A 17,937-nucleotide genomic window follows, 5' to 3' on the forward strand; every position below is an offset into this window, starting at 1 on the left:
GCCTACGACGACGTGACGGAGCGGAAAAGCTTCGCCGTCGCCTCGTCGGCGGGGAAGAACGTCTCGATCGTGATCTCCTCGGCGGTCGCGTCGATCGGGGTCCCGATCGTCGCGACGGTCGAGAAGATGCTCGCCTCGACGCCGTCCTTGCGGAGGTGCACGGTGAGGAACGGGCCGCGCGGCGTCGCGGTCGCGACGCGGACGGGCGGGAGATCGGGGATCGCCTCGAGCGCCGCGAGCATCTTCCTCGTCCGCGCCTCGTCGCCGCCCTCGCGCATGATCTCGCGGCGCGAGCGCTCGATCGTGAACGCGGCGACCTCCTCGAAGTTCACGATCGCGGGGCGGAGCCCGCGCGGATGGAGCGTCGCGACGACGAGGTTCTTCATCACCTCGGGCGGCGCGTTCGCGACGTCGGCGAACGTGGCGAGGAGCCGCGCGGCGCCGCCGTTCAGCTGGAGGACGTTCCACGATCGATCGACCGCGACGGCGCCGTTCGGCTCCATCCCGTCGAGGATCAGCTGCACCGCGCGCCGGAGCGACGCCGCCTCGGGGGCGTCGAGGGGCTCGTCGCGGTAGGCGGCGACGAAGCCCGCCGCCTCGAGCAGCGAGTTCCGCTCGCGGAGCGACATGTCGAGCGCGGACCCGAGCACCAGCACCATCGTGCGGCTCGGCGCGGCCTTCCCGGTCTCGAGGCACGAGAGGTGACGCGTCGAGATCTCGGCTTCGTGCGCGAGGCGCTCCTGGCTCAAGCCGCGCTGGGTCCGGTAGCGGCGGAGGGCGAGGCCGAACGTCATGCCTGGAGGGTACTCCGCGGCCCCACGTCCCGACATGACCTCGGAGGTCATGGTCTTCATGACCGAGCGGGCCCAGAACGAGGGCATGAAGAAACGGTCTCCTCTCGTTCCGCTCCTCGTCCTGGTTCCGTTCACCGTCTTCAGCGTCGTCTGCGCCTACGAGGGACGCGCCGACGGCCTCCGAGCGCTGAGCCATCCGTGGGCGATGCAGGTAGGGCTCGACCTGGTCATCTCGTGTTTCCTCGTCGGCGGCTGGATCCGCCGCGACGCGCGCGAGCACGGCATCTCGGCGCTCCCGTTCCTCGTCCTCCTCCCTCTCCTGGGCTCGATTGCGGCGCTCCTGTATCTCGTACGCCGCGCGTGGAGCCGCCCGCCGACCTCTCACCCCGTCGTCCCGCGCGGCGCGCTGAACGCCTCTGCGTGAGCGGAGCGATCCGACAACGGCGCGATCTTCCGCTTCGCGGCGAACTGACCGAGGCCGGCGTCAGCCGGTGTACGACTCGTCCTGCTCGATGCGGGAGAGGACCCAGTCGAAGTCGCCGGTGGTGACCTTCACGTTGCAGAACTTGCACTGCCCGACCATGTTCACGTCGAGCGGCCCGCCGCAGTTCGAGCACGCGAGGTCGGTGCGGGTAGGGCCCTTTCGGTTCGTGCCGCGGATGAGCGTCCAGTACTCGGTGTACGCGCGCGGCCGGCTCCGGCTCCCGGACACGACGCGCCCGTCGTCGCTGATCGTGTAGTCGAGGCTCGACGCCCACACGCGCACGGTGATCGCGTCGTAGAACGCGTCCGTCGACGCCTTCGCGAGCTCGATGTTCGAGATGCGCGCGTTCTCGGTGACGTTGCGGAGCCGCTGCGCGACGTACGCCTGGATCCAATACTGTTGCACCGTGAAGAGCGCGTCGCTCATGAACGGCCGCATCTTCGTGAGGTCGCGGTTCGACCACCCGATCTGGAACTGCTGGAAGACGAGGGCGATGCGCGCGTTGAGCTGCGCGACGTCGAACGCGGGGTCCTTGTGCCGGATCCGCGCGATCGCGCGGGGGAGCCCCTGGTCGCGCACGGTCGGTGCGTCGTTGCCTTGCTCCTCCACGTTCGCGGTGAGGATCGGCGGGCGCGCCTCGCGCTGCATCACGCTCACGCCCTGGAGCGACCAGTCGAACGAGCCGTCGTTCACGATCCGCGCGCAGTGCTTGCACGAGCCGCTGAAGAGCGACTCCTGCGGCGCGCCGCAGTTGGGGCACCCGAGCTGCCGCACCTGCGCCGGCGTGCGCGACTTCGCGCTCGGCTTCCGCGCGAGCGTCCAGCGCTCCTGGACGTATTGGCCCTGACCCGCCTCGGTGTAGTTCGCCTCGAGCTCCGCGACGACGCGCGCGCCCGCGGTCGCGTCCACGCTCACCTCGATGAAGCGGAGCGCGCCGATGACGACGTGGTCGACCGGCCCGCGCGTGCTCTGCTGCAGCTCCAGCATCGCGTTCGGCGAGAGGTACGCCGACAGCCGATTGAGCGCGCCTTGCCCCCGCGCGCGATGCACCTCCGCGTAGAGGCCGTAGAGGAAGTCCTCGAACACGATGCGCGAGAAATTCGGATCGAAGTCGCGGATGCGCTCGAGCTTCGGGCTCGGCGGCGGCACGTACGGCGCGACGTACGCCGAGCTCCCCGGATCGGCGACGCCGGCCGACCAGTCACGCTGCGAGCCTTGCGTCGACTTCTTGTAGATGAAGTACCCGATCACGACGAGCGTGATCGGGATCCCGACCGCGGGGTGCTCGATGCAGAGCCAGACGAGGAGCTCGACGATCGCGCCCCCGTCGCCGCTGCCCCCGCCGCCGCCACCACCACCCCCGCCGCCCGACGATCGCGAGCCGGAGTACGATCCGCCGCCGCCCGGCCGCGCGAACGCGATCGCGGCGACGAGCACGAGCGCGACCGCGATCGCGCCTCCGACGATCCAGCGCCGCCGCGACCTCACGCGAACCCCATCTCGTCGGGTAGCTCGTTCACGTCGTCGGCCTGTCGCGGCATCCCCTTCGCGAGGACGGGCCCGAGCGACTCGAGTCCCGCGACGAACGCGTCGAAGTCGGGCACGGGTCGATCGACCGCCTTCTGGATCGCCTCGACGGAAGGCGCGATGAGGAGCGGATCGACCGAGACGTCCGGCACGACCGCGACCTTGTGCTCGAAGAGCCCGACGAGCACGAGGACGCCGTTCCGCCCGCTCGTCCGCCCGACCCCGAGCTCGTGGAACGCCGCCGCCGCCGCGCGCTGCACCTCTTCCTGCCGCCGCGCGCTCGGCGTGAGGAGCCGGCGGAGGACGAGGGTGTAGCGACAGAGCAGGGCGCCCGCCGCGAACGACACCGCGATGTCGATCGGGATCCAGGTGAGCGCGAACTCCTTGTCCGCGAACAGGACGAACGCGAGGCTCGCGAGCGCGACGAGCGCCCCGAACCCGAGGTCCGCCTCGCGGTAGGTGACGCCCGCCTGCCGCCGCACGGTGACGACGAGCTCGGCCGAGGTCTGGCTCTCGACGCGCTCGATCGCCTTGCGGACGGCCGTCTTGGCGGCGGCATCGAAGAAGGCGCGGGTCGACAACGGAGCGAGGGTAAATCGCCCGGCGCGCCCGCGCTAGGTTCTGCGCGTCAGTCGAAGAGCTCGGGGGTGCGGCAGCGCATGAACTCGCGGATGATGCGCGCTTCTTCGGGCCCCATCTCGTCGAACTGCACCCCCATCCCGGGCTTGACGTCGGTGACGTGCGCGCCGCCGAACACCTCACCGCCCCGCGCCATCGCCTCGGGCGCACGGATCCACCGCACGGTCCCGCGGAGCGTGAGGTCCGCGCCGAACCGGCTGATGTGGAACTGCATCACGACCGGCGTCCCGATCGGCAGCATGTACTGCGTCGCGATGAAGATCCCGCCCTCGGAGATGTCCGAGGAGACCCCGGTGTAGAAGTTGTTGTCCCCCCGCAACGTGACCGCGAGCCGAAGGTGATACCGCGGATGCACGCGCCGATCGGCGACGGGCATCGTGTCCTCGTGTCCTGAAATCCTCGGAACGATCGACGTGCTCATACCGCTCTCAACGGCCGCCCCACCTCGCACTAAAGCCCATCCATCACTTTCCACGATTCCCCCACACGCGGCGACCTCGTCCCGATCGGCGTTTTCATATGGGCCTCGCACTGACCTCGTCTCCACCTGGAGCGCCTCGGTGTGGGGCGTCGCGAGCGTCTTCTCCACGGGGAAGGTCCTCTTCTCGCAGGTGCTATCCTTCTCGAACGATGGCATCGAAGAAAGGTCCTCCTCCTCCGCCTCGCGATCTGACGACCGAGATCCTCGTTCAGATCCGCGACGAGCTACGCGAGACACGAGACACCTTCAAGAAGGAGCTCGGAGACTTGCGTCATGAGCTCGGCGACTTGCGTCATGACCTCGAGCGGCTCGAGCGAAGGCAGCGTGAGGACGCCACGCGGCTCGCGACCGAGCTCGTCGCCGTCGCGCAGGCGGTGGGACAAGTCCGCGACCTCTTGCGCGAGCAGCGCGTCGACCGGGAACGCCTCGACGACCACGAGCAACGGCTCCGCACGCTCGAAAAACGAAGCGCCTGACCGCCCGCCCGCCGCCGCGCTCCCTCCGCCTGCGCTCCCACGAGTGCGGGCGGCGCGCGGGCGAGCGTTCGGTGTTTCCGGGCGGCGCGACGCTTACGGCTCGCGAGCGGGATCAGCCGGCGCGGGTCGGGGCGCAGCCTGCCGTCTGCACGATGGGCGGCGGCGGCGGCTGGATGACGGGCGCGCGGCCGGGGCTCTCGCCGACGGTGAGGGCGACGACCACGCGGCAGACGTCGAACAGCTCGCGCCACGTGACCGCCGCTTGGCGCTCCGAGCTCGACGGAGCGACGAGCGAGTACTCCGAGACCACGTCCTCGCGCGTGCGCTCCGAACCTCCGAGCGACGCCGTCCGAACCGTCCGCGCGGTGGGGTCGCCGCTCTGGCGGCGGGTCTTCTGGATCTGGATCTCCTGCGTGCTCGCCTTGCCCGTCCGGGAGTCGGTCATCACCAGCGTCCCGCGCGCCGCGTCGAGGACGAACTTGCCCTTGCCTTCGCAGCTCGCCGGCGGCGCCGAGCCGGCGCAGGCCGCGCTCCGCTTCCAGGTGACGTAGCGGTCGCCCTTGAAGACGACCCACTCGTGCGGCCCGCCCTCCGGCGCGTGGTACACGCCGTCGAGCGCGAGCGGCGCCGACATCGACGACGTCGTCTCTTCGAGCTCCTCCTCCTCTTCGTCCACCGGTGCGCACCCCACGACGACGGAAGCGGCGACGGCGATGACGAGGAGCAGGAGCGCGCGGAGCTGCATGACCGTAGGCATTGCAGACATCGCGCCACGCCTCCGGTGCCGTCTGGGTCGCCGGGCACCAGGATCGCCCGTCGTCCACTCTCTTCGACGCCGCGGATAAACCGCGTCGGGGACGTGGCGGGCGGGGACTCTTTTCATCCAGATCGCTCGATCACGATCGGTTCGTTCACCGGTCGCCTGGACCCAAGGGACGCACGCGCGTCAGCGCGCGGGGTTGGCGGCGAGGCGGCGGGCGAGGGCATCGAGCGCCGCCTGCGTCGCGGGCGTCGCTGCTCTGCGCGCGTCGGCGATGAGCGCGGGCGTGACGGGCGCGTCGACGACCATCAGCGCGTTCGAGGCGGCGGCGCGCGCTTCGCCTTCGTGCTGGACGTAAGCGGCGACGAGGGCGCGGGCGGCGACCTCGCGGATGCGTGCCTCCTCCGTGCGATCCGGGAGCGTCTTCCACGCCCACGCGTTGCCGGCGCGGCCGAGCGCTCGCGCCGCCGCGCGCGCCATCGCGTCGTCCGTCGAGGCCGCCTGCCGCGCGAGCGCCTGCGTCACCGCGAGGCGGCGGCACTCGCCCATGCCCGCGACGATCGCGCGAGCGCGCTCCGGCGCCGCCGCGGCGAGCGCCGAGAGGAGCTGCGTCTCCGCGGGCGCCCCGCCGATGCGGGCGACCGCCTCGGCGACGGTGCGCGCCGACGCCGCGTCCTCCTTCGCGTCGGCGAGGATGGGCCCCAGCACCGCGAGCGCCCGCGCATCGCGCAAGAGTCCGGCCGCCTCGATCAAGTCGCGCCGCACGATCGGCGCCATCGCGGCGGGCACGCCTCTCGGGCCGCCGTCGGCGAGGAGCTCGAGCACCGGCAACACCGCGCTCGGACCGAGCTGCGCGATGCTCCGCGCCACCGCCGCCCGATGCCCGCGCGCCGCCGCGTGCGCGTCGGCCGCGCCGGAGGCGATCGCGTCGACGCGTACGAACGACGTCGCGTCCGCCGCCCGCGCCCGCGCGATCTCGGCGCGGAGCGCGGTCGAACCCGCGGCTCGCGACGGCGCGCTCGCCGGCTCCGTCGCGGAGGCGGGCGCGGCGACCGCCGACAGCGCGAGCGGGAGCGCGCCAACGAGGAGCGCGACGCGAAGCCAGCCGCGCGAGCCCGCGCCGCCGGAGCTGGAGCGCGCGCCGCCGGAGCCGGAGCGGGGGGTCATCGGCCGGCCTCCCACCACTTCGCGTCTGGGACCTGGCGGGTCGCGTTGGTGCCGCAATGAACCTCGCCGTTGGCGACGTGGTACTCGTCCCAGTCCTCGAGGAAGTGGGCCGTGATGCCGAGCGGCGCGAGCGCCTTCGTGAAGGCGTCGGCGAAGATGTCCTTGCCGTCGATGATCGGGCCGTGCGGGTTCGGCGCGCCGAAGTGGCCGTCGGCGAGGTAGACGCCGTTCACGAGGCCCGGCTGATACGCGATGGATCCGCCGTCGATGAGCGTGTGGAGGAACGGCACGCGCACGATCTCGTCGTCCGCGAGCGCGAGCTCCTTCCGCAGGATCGCGAGCTGCGCGTCGACCTCCGCCGCCGCCTCGGCCGACGCCTGCATCACGATCGGATCCGCGAGCACCTCCGCGATCGAGACCTCCGCCGGGCTCGCCCGCTCCGTCTCGGGGTCGTACCACTCCTTGCCCACGAACATCGTCGTCGCGCCGTGCCCGCGCGCCGCCGCGTCCTCGAGCATCGTCTTCGCGAGGCGCGGATCGTTGACGAGCAGCTTCCAGCCGCGCGGCGTCGCCGCCTTCACGAACGACACCGTCTCGTCGACGTGCGCCACCCGCAGCCACGACGTGTCGATCAGGATCGGCGGCTGCTGCCCCTGCGCCTCGAGCATCTTCTCGAACACCGGATCGGGGAAGAACGACTGCGTCGCCCCGCGGAGCAAGCGCCCGAACGGGTACGCGACCCCGCCCGCGCTGTACGGCGGCACCGTCTCGAGGTTGCCGAACGAGTTCAGCGTGTCCATCTCCGGCGGGTGCGTGAGGTCGAACTCTTGCACCCCCGCGACGTCCTTGCCGCGCAGCCGGAAGACGACCGCGCCGGCGGGGCGGAGCGGGTTGTCCGTCTCCTCCGGCTCGTAGACGTTCGCCGAGCGGTAGTTCACGCGGATGACGTGCTGGCCGCCGTTCGGCGCCGGCATCGACATGTACGCCGGCTCGAAGAAGTCCTGCGTCCACGGATCGTTCTCCTCGATCAGCGCCGGCGGCGGCACCCCCGCCGCCTCGCACGCGCGCGTGAGATCGCGCCGGAGGTCCGCGTTGCCCTGCCGCCCCGTCTGCGACTGCCAGATGCGCTCCGCCGGCAGGAGGTGATGGAACGTCAGCACCGGCGCGACGCGGAGGCGGACCGTGTCGCTCGACTCGCCGCGCGGCGTCGTCAGCGTGAGCTTCACGTCGACGAAGCCGTCCCACACCTCCTTGTCGCGCACGATGTCCTTCGCCTCGATCCCGAGCTCGATCCCCTCGCGGAGGTCGGCCGCGTTGAACACCGTGTCCGCGAAGAGGACCGTGAAGTCGGCCGCGTTCGGGCCCGTGCGCGAGAAGAGCCGCACCCGATCGCGCGCCTCCGGCGTCACCACCTCGATCGTCGCCGTCATGTCGCCGGGCACGTCCGGCAGCGGCCGCGTCCAGAGGCGCGCGAGATCGGCCGCGTCGTCGTCGCCGTTCACGTTCTCGTCCGCGGCGTCGTTGCAGAGCGCGATCTCGTTGTCGTTCTTGTTCACCCCGCAGCGCTCGCTGTCGTCGTCGATGTTGGCGAGGAACACCGCGCCGTTCGTCGCGCTCCATTCGAGCTTGTTCGCGTCGGACTCGTCGTCGAAGCGCACCACGCCGTCGCGGTTCGAGTCCGCGCGCAGGTCCGCGACCGGATCGGGCAAGAGCACGTAGCGCACGGACGGCTCGTCGCTGCCGCACGCCGCGACGAGCGCGCCGACGAGGAACGGAGCGGCGCGCCTCACGTGCGATCGAGCCGGACCTCGATCGGGAGGTGATCGGAGGGCTCGGTCGCGCTCGGGAGCGGCGTGTCGTCCGCGATCGGCGGCAGCGGCGACGGCGTCGCGCGGAGCTCCGCGGTGTGAAGGACGTAGTCGATCCTCTTTCGCTTGCCGTTGGCGTTGCATGTACACGCGTCGTCCAGCGACGCATAAGCATCGCTCAGGCCGCGCTCTTTCGCGAGCGCGAGCACGTCGCTGGTCGGCGCGGCGTTGAAGTCGCCGCAGACGATGCGCACGCCGGAGGGCCACGTGTCGAGCAGCTCCGCGAGCTGCGCGCGCCCGCGATGCGCCTCCGGCAGCGTCCCGTCCGGCTCCCACTTGAGGTGGGTCGTGACGACGGTGAGGTCCGCGACGGTGACGCCGAGCGCGACGAAACCCGACATGTCGCTGAAGGCGTGCTCCTTCCACTCAGGCTCGGTCGTGAGCGCATGGCGCACGAAGATCGCGAGCCCTTCGCCCTTGCCACGCTTCTTGTAGTGCCGGCCCGTCGCCTCGTCCTTCAGCCGCTCCTCGAGCGCGCCGAAGAGCGCGACGTCGACCTCCTGGAGGCACAGCACGTCGACCTTGGTCGCCTGGATCTGCTCGATCCGATCGGCGACCGCCTTCCGTCGCGGTCCGCGCTCGAGCACCTCCGGCGGGGTGTGGGGGAAGTATTCGTCCTTCAGGTACGCGTCAGCGAGGACGTTCCAGGAGACGACGCGGATCACGTCGCCGATTGTACAAACAAATCACGAGGAAGGATCCATTCGCCGGACACGGACCGACAGGACGGGCTCTGGATCGCGGCTCACCTTCGACGTGCTCACGTCCACGACGAAGCGCGGGACGATCTTCGATTTGCCCTCGCCCTCGGCCGGGAGCTCGCCGGTGAGCTGCGCGGCGCCGCCCTTCGCGACGATGCTGGCTTGGATGCGCGTCGCCGCGAACGTGCAGCTCGACGACGCGAACCGGAAGAGCGGCACGTCCTCCGCCTTCTTCGGCGGCTCGTTGGCTTCGACGCCGCCGGTCGCGTCCTTGACGAGCACGATGAGATCGCCGTTCGTCTCGCGCATCCCCCACACCGTGACGCCGTGAGCCTTCGCGAGCGCGCGGAGCTCCACGCTCGCCTTGCTCTTCACCCACGCCTGCTCGATCGCGACCTCGAAGCGGATCCGCTCGAGCGTCGCCTTGCCGTCCGCCTCGCTGAAGCGCCAGAGCTCGTTGTCCTCGGTGCTCGTCGTCGAGTCGTTGAGCTGAAAGCCCACGTCGCGCGACACGAGGCAGTAGCCTTGCGCGCGCCGCGCCTCGAGCTCGACGTACTTCGAGTGCGGGGTCTCCTTTTGCGTGACCTTGAGGCCGGGCACGCCCATCAGCGGCGGCGGCGTGGTCGCGTCCTTCACCGCGGGGAGCCGGGGGACCGCGCTCACGGCGGTGCGCTCGCCGGCGGCGGCGGGCAGCGTGACGGCGAACGTGGCGAGGGCGAGGGCGAGCGCGAGCTTCTTCATCACAGCGTCTCCAGGTACGTCACGAGGTCGTCGAGCTCCGTCTTCGAGAGGTGCTTCGTGCGCCCCATCTTCCCGTCGGACTTCACGAGCAGCGTCCGGAGATCGGCGTAGCGGCCGTCGTGGAAGTAAGGCGCGGAGCCGGAGAGGAAGCGGAGCGAGGGCGTATCGAACTTGCGGACCGTGTCGGAGAAGGCGCGGCTCTTCACGTCGTGCGCGGTCCCGTCGGGGAGGTCGCCGCCTTCGCCGTGGCACGTCGCGCAGCCGGCCTCGGCCGTCCGGAAGATCGCGGCCCCGCGCGCGATCGCCTCGCCCTTGCTCTCCGCCGGCGTCGCCTCGGGCGGCGGCCGCATCGCGCGCACGTACGCGACGAGCGCCTCCTTGTCGTCGCCTTCCATGCCGGTGCCGCCGAGGCGCTTCATCGTCTGCACGAGGTGCAGGTTCACGTCGTTGGCGTCGCCGTTCCAGCCGAAGGGCGCGGCGCCGTCGAGGCGGCCGGCGAGCATTGGCGTCTGGCGCGGACCCTTCGGCGAGGACCACACGAGCGCGTCGTCGCGGCCGTCGGGGTGGCAGCTCGCGCAGGCGCGGCCGTCGCTCGAGATGCGCCGGTCCTGCGTCGCGTGGAAGAGGCGGCGGCCGAGCGCGATCTTCTCGTCTTCCTTCGTCGCCTTCGGATCCACGAACGACGTGCTCGCGACCGCGACCGCGCGGTGCGCACCGATCGCGATCGTGGTGAGCGACTGCGCGAACTGCGACCAGACCACCGCGCGATCGTGCTCTTCGTCGAGCGCGATCGCGGTCGGGCCGGCGGGGACCGACCACTTCTTGAGCGTGACGTCCTGCGGGTTGAGCGCGTCGCCGTCGTAGAGCTGCACGCTGTCCTCGCCGAGGCACGTGACGTAGAGGCCGTCCTTGCCGAACGTCGCCGCGCGCGGGAGCGCGCAGCTCGTGGACACCGCCTCGTCGAAGCCGACGCGAAGGGTCATCGACGGCGCGACGACCTTCTCCGCGTCCTCGTCGATGATCGGGACGTGGAAGACCTCGGCCTCGCGCCCTTCGTCGCCGCCGCCGTAGCCCTCCGACGCGACCGGCTCGCCGGGGAACACGAGGACGTGCGGCGCGAACACGCGACCGGTGTCGCTCTTCGCGAGCGCGAAGCCCTGGCACGCGACGCGCTTCTCGGTCCCGATGAAGCCGCGGCCGGCGATCTCTTCTTCGCCCTTGAGGCCGAGCGTCTTCGCCTTCCCGCGGCCGTCGAGCGGCAGCACGTCGAGGCTCTGCCCGACCGCGTGCGCGACGAACGCGCGCTTGCCGTCGCTCGAGACGACGACGCTGCGCGGCTCACGCTCCACCGCGTGGGTGGCCTTCTGCGTGAAGCCGTGCGCGTCGATCACGGTGACGGTGCGTCCCCAGCCGCTCGTCGCGACGAGCGTCGCGTCGTCGGGCGTGAGCGCGAGCCCGATCGGCTCCGCCGCGACGTCGATCGACGCGTCGACGACGAGCGGCGACTTCGCGGTCCCGCCGCCGCGGAGGACGACGAGCTTCGCGCGATCGCGGAGCGACGCGACGAGGCGCCCGTCCGCGAGCATGACGAGCTGCGCGGGCGCGCCGCCGGGGGCGACGTGCGAGAGCTCGCGTCCGTCGTCGACGTCGACGACGCGGACGAGGCTCGCGTCTTCGTCGGCGACGTAGGCGACGCGGCGGCCGTCGAGATCGGCGAGGAGCACGCCCGAGCCGCTCCGCGCATTCCCGAGCCGTCCCACGATCGGCGCCGGGACCGGGGGCAGGGGAGGGGGCGCCTCCGGCGCGGCGAGGAACCGAGGGGCGGGCCGCGGCGCGCCGAAGCGCGCGACCGGGGCGGGGCGCGCGCACGCGACGAGGGCAGCGGTGGCGAGGAAGGAGGGGAGGGCCCAGCGGCGGAGCATCGGGCACGAGAACGCCCGATGCGGTCCGGGTTATTCAGCGCGCCGCGAGATAAGCGATCGCGCCGTCGAAGGCCGCCTTCCGCAGCGTCTGGTCGTCGTCCGGGACGTACTCCGAGAGCCCCTCCTGCCTGAGCCACTCGAGGCCCTGCGCGCGCGTGAGGTCACCCCAGAAACCGGGCCCGTACTCGATGCCGCGGAGGAACGCGCCGAGCTTGTACTCGGCCTTCCGCGGATCCGCCTCGTCGCCGACGGCGGCCTTCAGCATCCCGATCGTCTCGGTCGCGTCGAGGTCGAAGACGATCTGCGCGACCTGGACGCCGATGAAGCGGATCGCCGTGTAGCTGTGCTCGCTCATCGACGCCGGGTCGACGCCGAGGATCCACCGGATGTCGGTCGGGGCGAGCTTCACGTCGCGCGCGAGGGTGCGGGCGAGGACCGGGCTCGCGTCGATCATCGATCCCGTCAGCGCCGCGTCGATGCCCGCGGCCGGGAGGCACGCGGCGAGGTCGGCGCGCTCCTGCTCCGCGAGGCGCCGGTCCTCGAGCCAGTCGGCGAACCAGTGGATGCCGAGCGCGACGGTGGCGAGGATCGGACCGATCGGACCCGCGCCGGCGAGGACGAGGATCGAGGCGCCGAGCGCGACGACGTCGCCGACGACGCGCACCTTCGCGTTGAGGCTGTCGTGCCATTTGCCGGCGTCGTTCCACAGCTTGATCGCGTTCATCACGACCGCGATCCCCTGCGCGACCTTCCCCGACCACTTGACGATCTTCTCCGCGAGCGGGCTCGACTCGACGCCGAGGACGAGGCGGCGAAAGAGCGAGATGCCCTCCGCGACCCCGGTGACGGCGTGGGTGCCGCTGTCGAGGAGCTCCTGGAGCGCGGCGTTCACGTCGCCGGCGACGAGGTCGGAGCCGATCTCCCAGATCGCGATGAGGCCGGCGATCGTGCGGAGAGACTGGATCGTGGTGGCGGTGGAGATGCCGGCGCTCTGACCGAGCATGTCGTTGCCGTCGAGCGCCTCGTAGCGCCGGAGCCAGCCGGCGATCTTCCGGCAGGCGTCGCCGCCCTGCTCGAGGACCGACGCGGTCTCTGCCACCGCCGCGTCCTTCGTCCCGCGCTCGAGGAGCGCGCGGAGGAACCCGGACGGGAGCGCGGGGGCGAGCACGTGATCGACGACGTCCTCGTCGCTCACGCCGCGGAGGACGAGGCGCTTCGAGAGCGCCGACGCCGCGAACACGAGCGCCGACCTCGCCTCCGGCGTCTTCGCGACGAGGACGTAGCCCTCGTAGAGGCGGCGCGGCCCGAGCTGCTCGGTCGCCATCGGATCCGCCGCGATCGCGTCGAGCTGCGTCGCGAGCTCCCGCGCCTTCGCGTGGTAGTCGCCCTCGATCGCGACGACGTCGGGGAGCCCGTTGAACGCGCGCGTGAACGCGCTCTGCTCCTCGGCCGTGAGCATCGCGCCGACGCGGCCGAGCGCGCGGCTCAGCCGGGCGTCGGTCTCGTCCTTCTTCTCGGTCGCCCGCTCGAGCGCGCCGACCGCCTCCCGCGCCGCGGTGGGATCCGTAGCCGCGGCGGAGGTCGCTCCGGCCTCCTCTGCCGCCGTGTCCGCGCACCCCACAAGAGTCAGCGTCACGAAGAAGGCGCCGAGAAGGAGGCGGAAGCGAGCGAGCATGTGCGCACCTCGTCGCACCTGGTGTGCCGGACATACTGTCCAAAGAAAACGCGTCGTTAGCGCGGATCGTATGGAGCCCGTGATTTCGTCACGATCCTCAGGCGTTCTGCGAAGAGCACGCATGGGCTTTTTGTCAACGTCAGGGGCTTCGCCCCCGACACCCCCACCCCAGACACGGCCCTCGAAGACTCGGGGCGCTTCGCGCCCGCTTGCGCGGCCGCTTCTGGGGCCCCTTCTCCTCTTCTGTGTTCTGGCCGCTGGCTGCCTGGTTCGGCCGCCGAAGCCGCCGGCCCGCGGCGCGCTGCCGCCCCCGCCGCCCCCGGCCAGCCCGGAGGTGCAGCAGCCGGTTCCGCCCCCGCCGCCGGAGATCGCGAGCTTTTCGTACGGCAAGCAGACGCGGCGCGATCCGAACGACCTCTGCGAGCCGGTCGAGGAGAACCTCGCGCGCGCGGCGAAGGCGATCGTGGCGGGCTCGAGCGCGGCGCCGATCCCGCATCGCGCGTGGGATCCGAGCAAGCCGCCGAAGTACATGGACATCGTCGATCGGCGGTATTCGCTCACGTCGGTCGAGAAGGCGATGCTGAAGAAGAACGGCTTCGTCGTCCCGGCGCGCCTCTCCGAGCCCGGCTACGCGTACGCGCTGCACGACGTCTACCAGTCGCAGCTGCCGGTCTTCATCTCCGCCGACGCCGTGTTGCATGCAATCTACAAGGGCAACGACTCCGTCTTCGTCGAGGCGGAGCTGGCCCTCCTCGAGCCGCTCGAGCGCGCGCTCGGCAAGATGCACGCCGCGATCGAGCGGGGCGGCTACCCGAGCGAGGTCGCCCTCGATCTCGATCTCTACCTCACGGTGGCGCGCCAGCTCCTCGCCGGCGACGCGACCGAGATCGAGCCGCGCTTCAAGAGCACCGATCCGAAGCCGTTCGTCGAGCGCGCGGAGGCCGGCAACGGCGGCCTCGTGAACACGACGATGTTCGGGCGCGCGCGCATGATCGACTGGTCGCAGTACACGCCGCGCGGTCACTACGCGGGCAACTTCGATCTCGAGCGCTGGTTCCGCGCGGTGACGTGGCTCTCGCGCCTCGAGCTGAACCTCGTGTCGCGCGCGTCGCGGAGCTCGCAGCCGGGGCTCGTCCCGAACCCGGAGGAGACGCCGCGCGAAGCGGTCGACGCGCTCGCCCTCGCCGACACCGCCGAGCGCGCGGGCGTGCTCGCGGACCTCGATCGGATCGAGCTCTTGTGGAGCGAGCTCGCCGGCAAGCGCGAGGACGTGTCGCTCCGGTCGCTCCTCGCGCTCAAGAAGCAGGCGAACATCACGACGTTCGCGATCCCGGACGCGGCCGACAAAGTGAAGGCCGCGATCGGCGGCAACTTCCAGCGCACGACGCGCATGCACTACATGCCGCAAGGCTCGCTCCCGCTCCCGGCGATCGCGACGATGATCGGTCCGCGCGCGGTCCCCGACGCCGCGGTCTCCACCTACCTCGTGCACGCCACCGTGAGCGGGCGCGCGATGCCGTCGTTCGCCGATCTCCTCTTCATGCTCGGCAACGATCGCGCGAAGCCGTGGCTCGCGAACGACCTCGCCGCGTTCCCGGCGCTGCAGGCGAACCTCGATCGCGGTCGCGGAGAGCTCGGCGCGATCCCGCCGGCCGACGTCTACGGCGCGTGGCTCGGCGCGGTCCGCGCGATCTCCGCGCCGAACGAGGGAGAGAAGCCGTCGTTCATGAAGACGGCCGCGTACGAGGACATGAAGGTCAACACGACCGTCGCGGCGTACGGCCAGCTCCGGCACAACTACGTCCTCGTCGCGGGGCAGCCCTACGACGAAGGCGGCTGCGAGATCCCGGACGGTTACGTCGAGCCCGCGCTCGCGCTCTACGAGTCGCTCGTCACGTACGCGCAGCGCGGCGGCGCGGCGATGAAGGCGATCGGCGCCTCGAAGGAGAGCGTCGAGTACTTCGCGCGCCTCGAGAAGACGCTCGGCGTCCTCGTCGCGATCGTGAAGGACGAGCTCGCGGGCCGTCCGCTCTCGGAGGAGGAGAAGCGGTGGCTCTCGATGACGACCGAGATCGTGCCGCCGTCCTCCTTGGGACCGGGGAGCTACGACGGCTGGTACTTCGATCTGTTCCGCGACCTCCACGACGCGTTCAGCGAGCACGCGTTCGTCGCGGACTGGTTCACCTCCTCGAACGCGAGCGCGGTCGTCTACGCCGGGGCGAAGGAGCCGCGCCTCGGCCTCTTCGTCGTCGACGCGGGCGGCCCTCCTCGCGTCATGGTCGGCCCCGTCGCGCGCGCGTTCGAGCACGTCGGCTCGCTCGACGGACGCCTCACCGACAAGGACGCGTCGAAGGTCGGCGCGATGCGCGAGCCCTGGGCCGCGAGCTACACCGCGCCCGCCCCGCCGCCGCCGCCGCTCCAGATCGTGAACCTCTGGGACGGCGGGGAGACCGAGCGGCGCTACGCGGTGCGGAGCACACGCGCGCTCTCCGGCGTGACGCTGGAGCTCCTCGGTCACCATCGCGAGAAGCTCGCGGCGCAGACCGCGAACGTCGGCACGGCCTGGAGCGTCGTCACGATGAAGGTGAAGGCGGACGAGTGGGCGGAGGTGCTCCGCGTCCGTCACGGCGAGTCGGTCCAGATGATCCAGAACCGCTTCGGGACGATCACCGAGTCGTACGGCGGCATGCCGGACCTGACCTACGAGGAGGCGGACACGGTGCGGCAAAAGCTCGACAACTCAGCGACAAAATAGGGTCTGATGGGGCGGCCAGGGTGGGGACCCCTCACGCCTCGAAACTTTTCGAGGGTCGGTACGTCTCATCTGGCCCGGATCCCCATGCACGAGAAGACCCTCCTCTACGCCGCCCTTGGAGTCACCGCCGTCGCCGCCGCCTTCGGCGTCTACAAAGCCAAAGATCAAGGGCCGAACCCGGAGATCGCGCCGATCCCGCTGAGCGACTCCTCGTCGAAGGGGATCACGAACGCGGAGGTCCCGATCCGCCTCACCGCCTCCGACGGCACGGGCCTGAAGCTCGTCGCGCTGAAGGCGGAGGCGGCGGTGGAGGATCCCCTCGCGCTCACGGAGCTCCACCTCACGTTCGAGAACCCCGAGCCCCGCGTCCTCGAGGGCACGTTCCGCATCACGCTGCCGCAGGGCGCCTCGCTGAGCCGCTTCGCGATGAAGGTCGGCGAGACCTGGCAAGAGGGCGAGGTGGTGGAGAAGCAGCAGGCGCGCGCGGCCTACGAAGACTTCCTCCATCGCAAGCAGGACCCCGCGCTCATGGAGCAGGGCGCCGGCAACGAGTTCTCGGCGCGCGTGTTCCCGATCCCCGCGCGCGGCACGAAAGAGATCATCGTCACGTACTCCGAGGCGGTGGAGATCAGCCAGCCGTACGTGCTGCCGCTCCGCGGCCTCCCGCAGCTCGGCAGCCTCGACGTGAGCGTGCACGTCACCGGCAAGACGGCGTCCGCGAACGGCGGCAAGACCGACGCGACCTACGCCATCCACCAGACGAAGTTCACGCCGGCGTCGGACTTCGTGGTCGAGTCGAAGCAGCTCCCGCGCAGCCCCGGCCTCCGCGCCGGGCGGCTCGCGATCACGCGCGTGATCCCGTTCGCGCAGTCGCGGCCCGAGCCGGTCGGCTCCGCGGTCGTGCTCGTCGACACGAGCGCCTCGCGCGGCCTCGGCATCCGCGATCAAGCGAAGGCGGTGCGCGACATGCTCGCGAAGCTCCCGTCGGACACGACCGTGACGGTCGCGTGCTTCGATCAGGAGGTCGTCCCGCTCTACGAGGGCAAGGCGAGCGGCTTCGGCGAGAAGGAGATCAGCACGATCGTCGCGCGCGGCGCGCTCGGCGCCTCCGACTTCGAGAACGCGATCGGCTGGGCGGGAGCGGAGGCGAAGAAGAAGAAGGCGAGCCGGATCGTCTTCGTCACCGACGGCGTCGCGACCGCGGGCGAGACCGACGCGCAGAAGTTGAAGCTCACGGTCGAGGCGCTGCGCGACGCGGGCGTCACGCGCATGGACGCGATCGCGACCGGCGGCATCCGCGACGACGGCTTCCTCCGGACCGTCGTCCGCGGCGTGCTCGATCGCGACGGCGTCGTCCTCGACGGCAAGCTCGGCGCGGACGCGATCGCGCGGCGCCTCGGCGAGGCGACGAGCTCCGGCGTCGCGGTGAACGTCGAGGGCGCGCGGTGGTCGTACCCCGAGAAGCTCGACGGCCTCCAGGCCGGCGACGAGGTCCTCGTCTACGCCGAGCTCGAGGACGACGGGCAGCCGGTGAAGATCAGCGTCGGCGGTCAGCCCTTCAACCCGGACCTCCGCACGATCGAGCGTCCGCTCGTGGAGCGCGCGTGGGCGCAGGCGAAGATCCAGAGCCTCGTCGAGCAGCCGAAGGACAACGCGGCCGCGACGAAGACCGAGATCATCGCGCTCTCGACGCGGCACCGCGTGCTCTCGCCGTACACCGCGCTCCTCGTCCTCGAGAACGACTGGGACTACCGCCGCTTCAACATCGACCGCAACGCGAAGGTCGACATCCTCACCGTCGAGGACGGCAAGGTCGCGGTGACGGAGAGCGGCCGCGTCCGTGAGGACGAGAACAAGAAGCGCTTCGCGCTCGAGAAGTCGAAGGCGAAGGGCGGCGGCGGCGCGGAGGCGAAGGCCGAGAGCGCGCCGGTCGCCGCCGCCGAGCCG

General features: G+C 71.3%; 15 protein-coding genes. 4 read left to right on the top strand and 11 right to left on the bottom strand.

The genetic code is table 11. The annotated features are described in order from the left end of the window. Positions 1 to 2: 2 nt before the first annotated feature. A complete protein-coding gene (locus tag KF837_42100) occupies positions 3 to 794 on the bottom strand; it encodes a helix-turn-helix transcriptional regulator (GenBank protein MBX3233991.1) in 792 nt (263 codons plus the stop codon). Between KF837_42100 and KF837_42105 the strand changes: the two genes are divergently transcribed. Next, positions 793 to 1,218, top strand: coding sequence for a hypothetical protein (locus KF837_42105; GenBank protein ID MBX3233992.1), 426 nt, complete (start codon positions 793 to 795; stop codon positions 1,216 to 1,218). The genes KF837_42100 and KF837_42105 overlap by 2 nt on opposite strands. A 60-nt stretch (positions 1,219 to 1,278) precedes the next feature. Here the strand turns inward: KF837_42105 and KF837_42110 are convergent, their stop codons facing one another. From KF837_42110 to KF837_42120, 3 genes are read right to left on the bottom strand one after another with little or no spacing between them, the layout of a single operon-like run. Continuing rightward, positions 1,279 to 2,766 carry a TIM44-like domain-containing protein gene (locus tag KF837_42110; protein ID MBX3233993.1) on the bottom strand — a complete coding sequence of 496 codons (1,488 nt, stop codon included), beginning with the start codon at positions 2,764 to 2,766 and terminating at the stop codon, positions 1,279 to 1,281. After that, a complete protein-coding gene (locus KF837_42115) occupies positions 2,763 to 3,386 on the bottom strand; it encodes a hypothetical protein (protein ID MBX3233994.1) in 624 nt (207 codons plus the stop codon). The genes KF837_42110 and KF837_42115 overlap by 4 nt, the downstream gene beginning before the upstream one ends. Before the next feature lie 47 nt (positions 3,387 to 3,433). Continuing rightward, positions 3,434 to 3,865 carry a PilZ domain-containing protein gene (locus KF837_42120; protein MBX3233995.1) on the bottom strand — a complete coding sequence of 144 codons (432 nt, stop codon included), beginning with the start codon at positions 3,863 to 3,865 and terminating at the stop codon, positions 3,434 to 3,436. Between the two features lie 209 nt (positions 3,866 to 4,074). Between KF837_42120 and KF837_42125 the strand changes: the two genes are divergently transcribed. Further along, on the top strand, positions 4,075 to 4,401 hold the full coding sequence (locus tag KF837_42125) for a hypothetical protein (protein ID MBX3233996.1): 327 nt from the start codon (positions 4,075 to 4,077) through the stop codon (positions 4,399 to 4,401). 112 nt (positions 4,402 to 4,513) lie between these two features. Here the strand turns inward: KF837_42125 and KF837_42130 are convergent, their stop codons facing one another. The 7 genes from KF837_42130 to KF837_42160 form a co-directional block, all read right to left on the bottom strand. Further along, entirely contained in the window at positions 4,514 to 5,167 is a 654-nt protein-coding gene (locus KF837_42130; GenBank protein MBX3233997.1) for a hypothetical protein, read from the bottom strand. A gap of 180 nt (positions 5,168 to 5,347) precedes the next feature. Beyond that, on the bottom strand, positions 5,348 to 6,328 hold the full coding sequence (locus KF837_42135) for a hypothetical protein (protein MBX3233998.1): 981 nt from the start codon (positions 6,326 to 6,328) through the stop codon (positions 5,348 to 5,350). Continuing rightward, positions 6,325 to 8,118 carry a protein-arginine deiminase gene (locus KF837_42140; protein ID MBX3233999.1) on the bottom strand — a complete coding sequence of 598 codons (1,794 nt, stop codon included), beginning with the start codon at positions 8,116 to 8,118 and terminating at the stop codon, positions 6,325 to 6,327. Before KF837_42140 ends, KF837_42135 begins: the two co-directional genes overlap by 4 nt. Then, on the bottom strand, positions 8,115 to 8,861 hold the full coding sequence (locus KF837_42145; protein ID MBX3234000.1) for an endonuclease/exonuclease/phosphatase family protein: 747 nt from the start codon (positions 8,859 to 8,861) through the stop codon (positions 8,115 to 8,117). Before KF837_42145 ends, KF837_42140 begins: the two co-directional genes overlap by 4 nt. A gap of 21 nt (positions 8,862 to 8,882) precedes the next feature. After that, complete coding sequence (locus KF837_42150; protein MBX3234001.1) at positions 8,883 to 9,638, bottom strand: hypothetical protein; 756 nt, start codon at positions 9,636 to 9,638, stop codon at positions 8,883 to 8,885. Then, positions 9,638 to 11,560, bottom strand: a complete 1,923-nt coding sequence (locus KF837_42155) for a c-type cytochrome (protein ID MBX3234002.1) — start codon at positions 11,558 to 11,560, stop codon at positions 9,638 to 9,640. The genes KF837_42150 and KF837_42155 overlap by 1 nt, the downstream gene beginning before the upstream one ends. A 34-nt stretch (positions 11,561 to 11,594) precedes the next feature. Further along, entirely contained in the window at positions 11,595 to 13,235 is a 1,641-nt protein-coding gene (locus KF837_42160; protein MBX3234003.1) for a hypothetical protein, read from the bottom strand. A gap of 334 nt (positions 13,236 to 13,569) precedes the next feature. On the opposite strand from KF837_42160, the gene KF837_42165 reads away from it, so the two are divergent. Together KF837_42165 and KF837_42170 are read left to right on the top strand one after the other, a co-directional pair. Continuing rightward, on the top strand, positions 13,570 to 15,990 hold the full coding sequence (locus KF837_42165; protein ID MBX3234004.1) for a DUF3160 domain-containing protein: 2,421 nt from the start codon (positions 13,570 to 13,572) through the stop codon (positions 15,988 to 15,990). Positions 15,991 to 16,074: 84 nt separating this feature from the next. Beyond that, the coding region (locus tag KF837_42170) for a VWA domain-containing protein (protein MBX3234005.1) at positions 16,075 to 17,937 on the top strand (1,863 nt) is incomplete at its 3' end.

Source organism: Labilithrix sp. (assembly GCA_019637155.1).
Taxonomy (GTDB): domain Bacteria; phylum Myxococcota_A; class Polyangia; order Polyangiales; family Polyangiaceae; genus Labilithrix.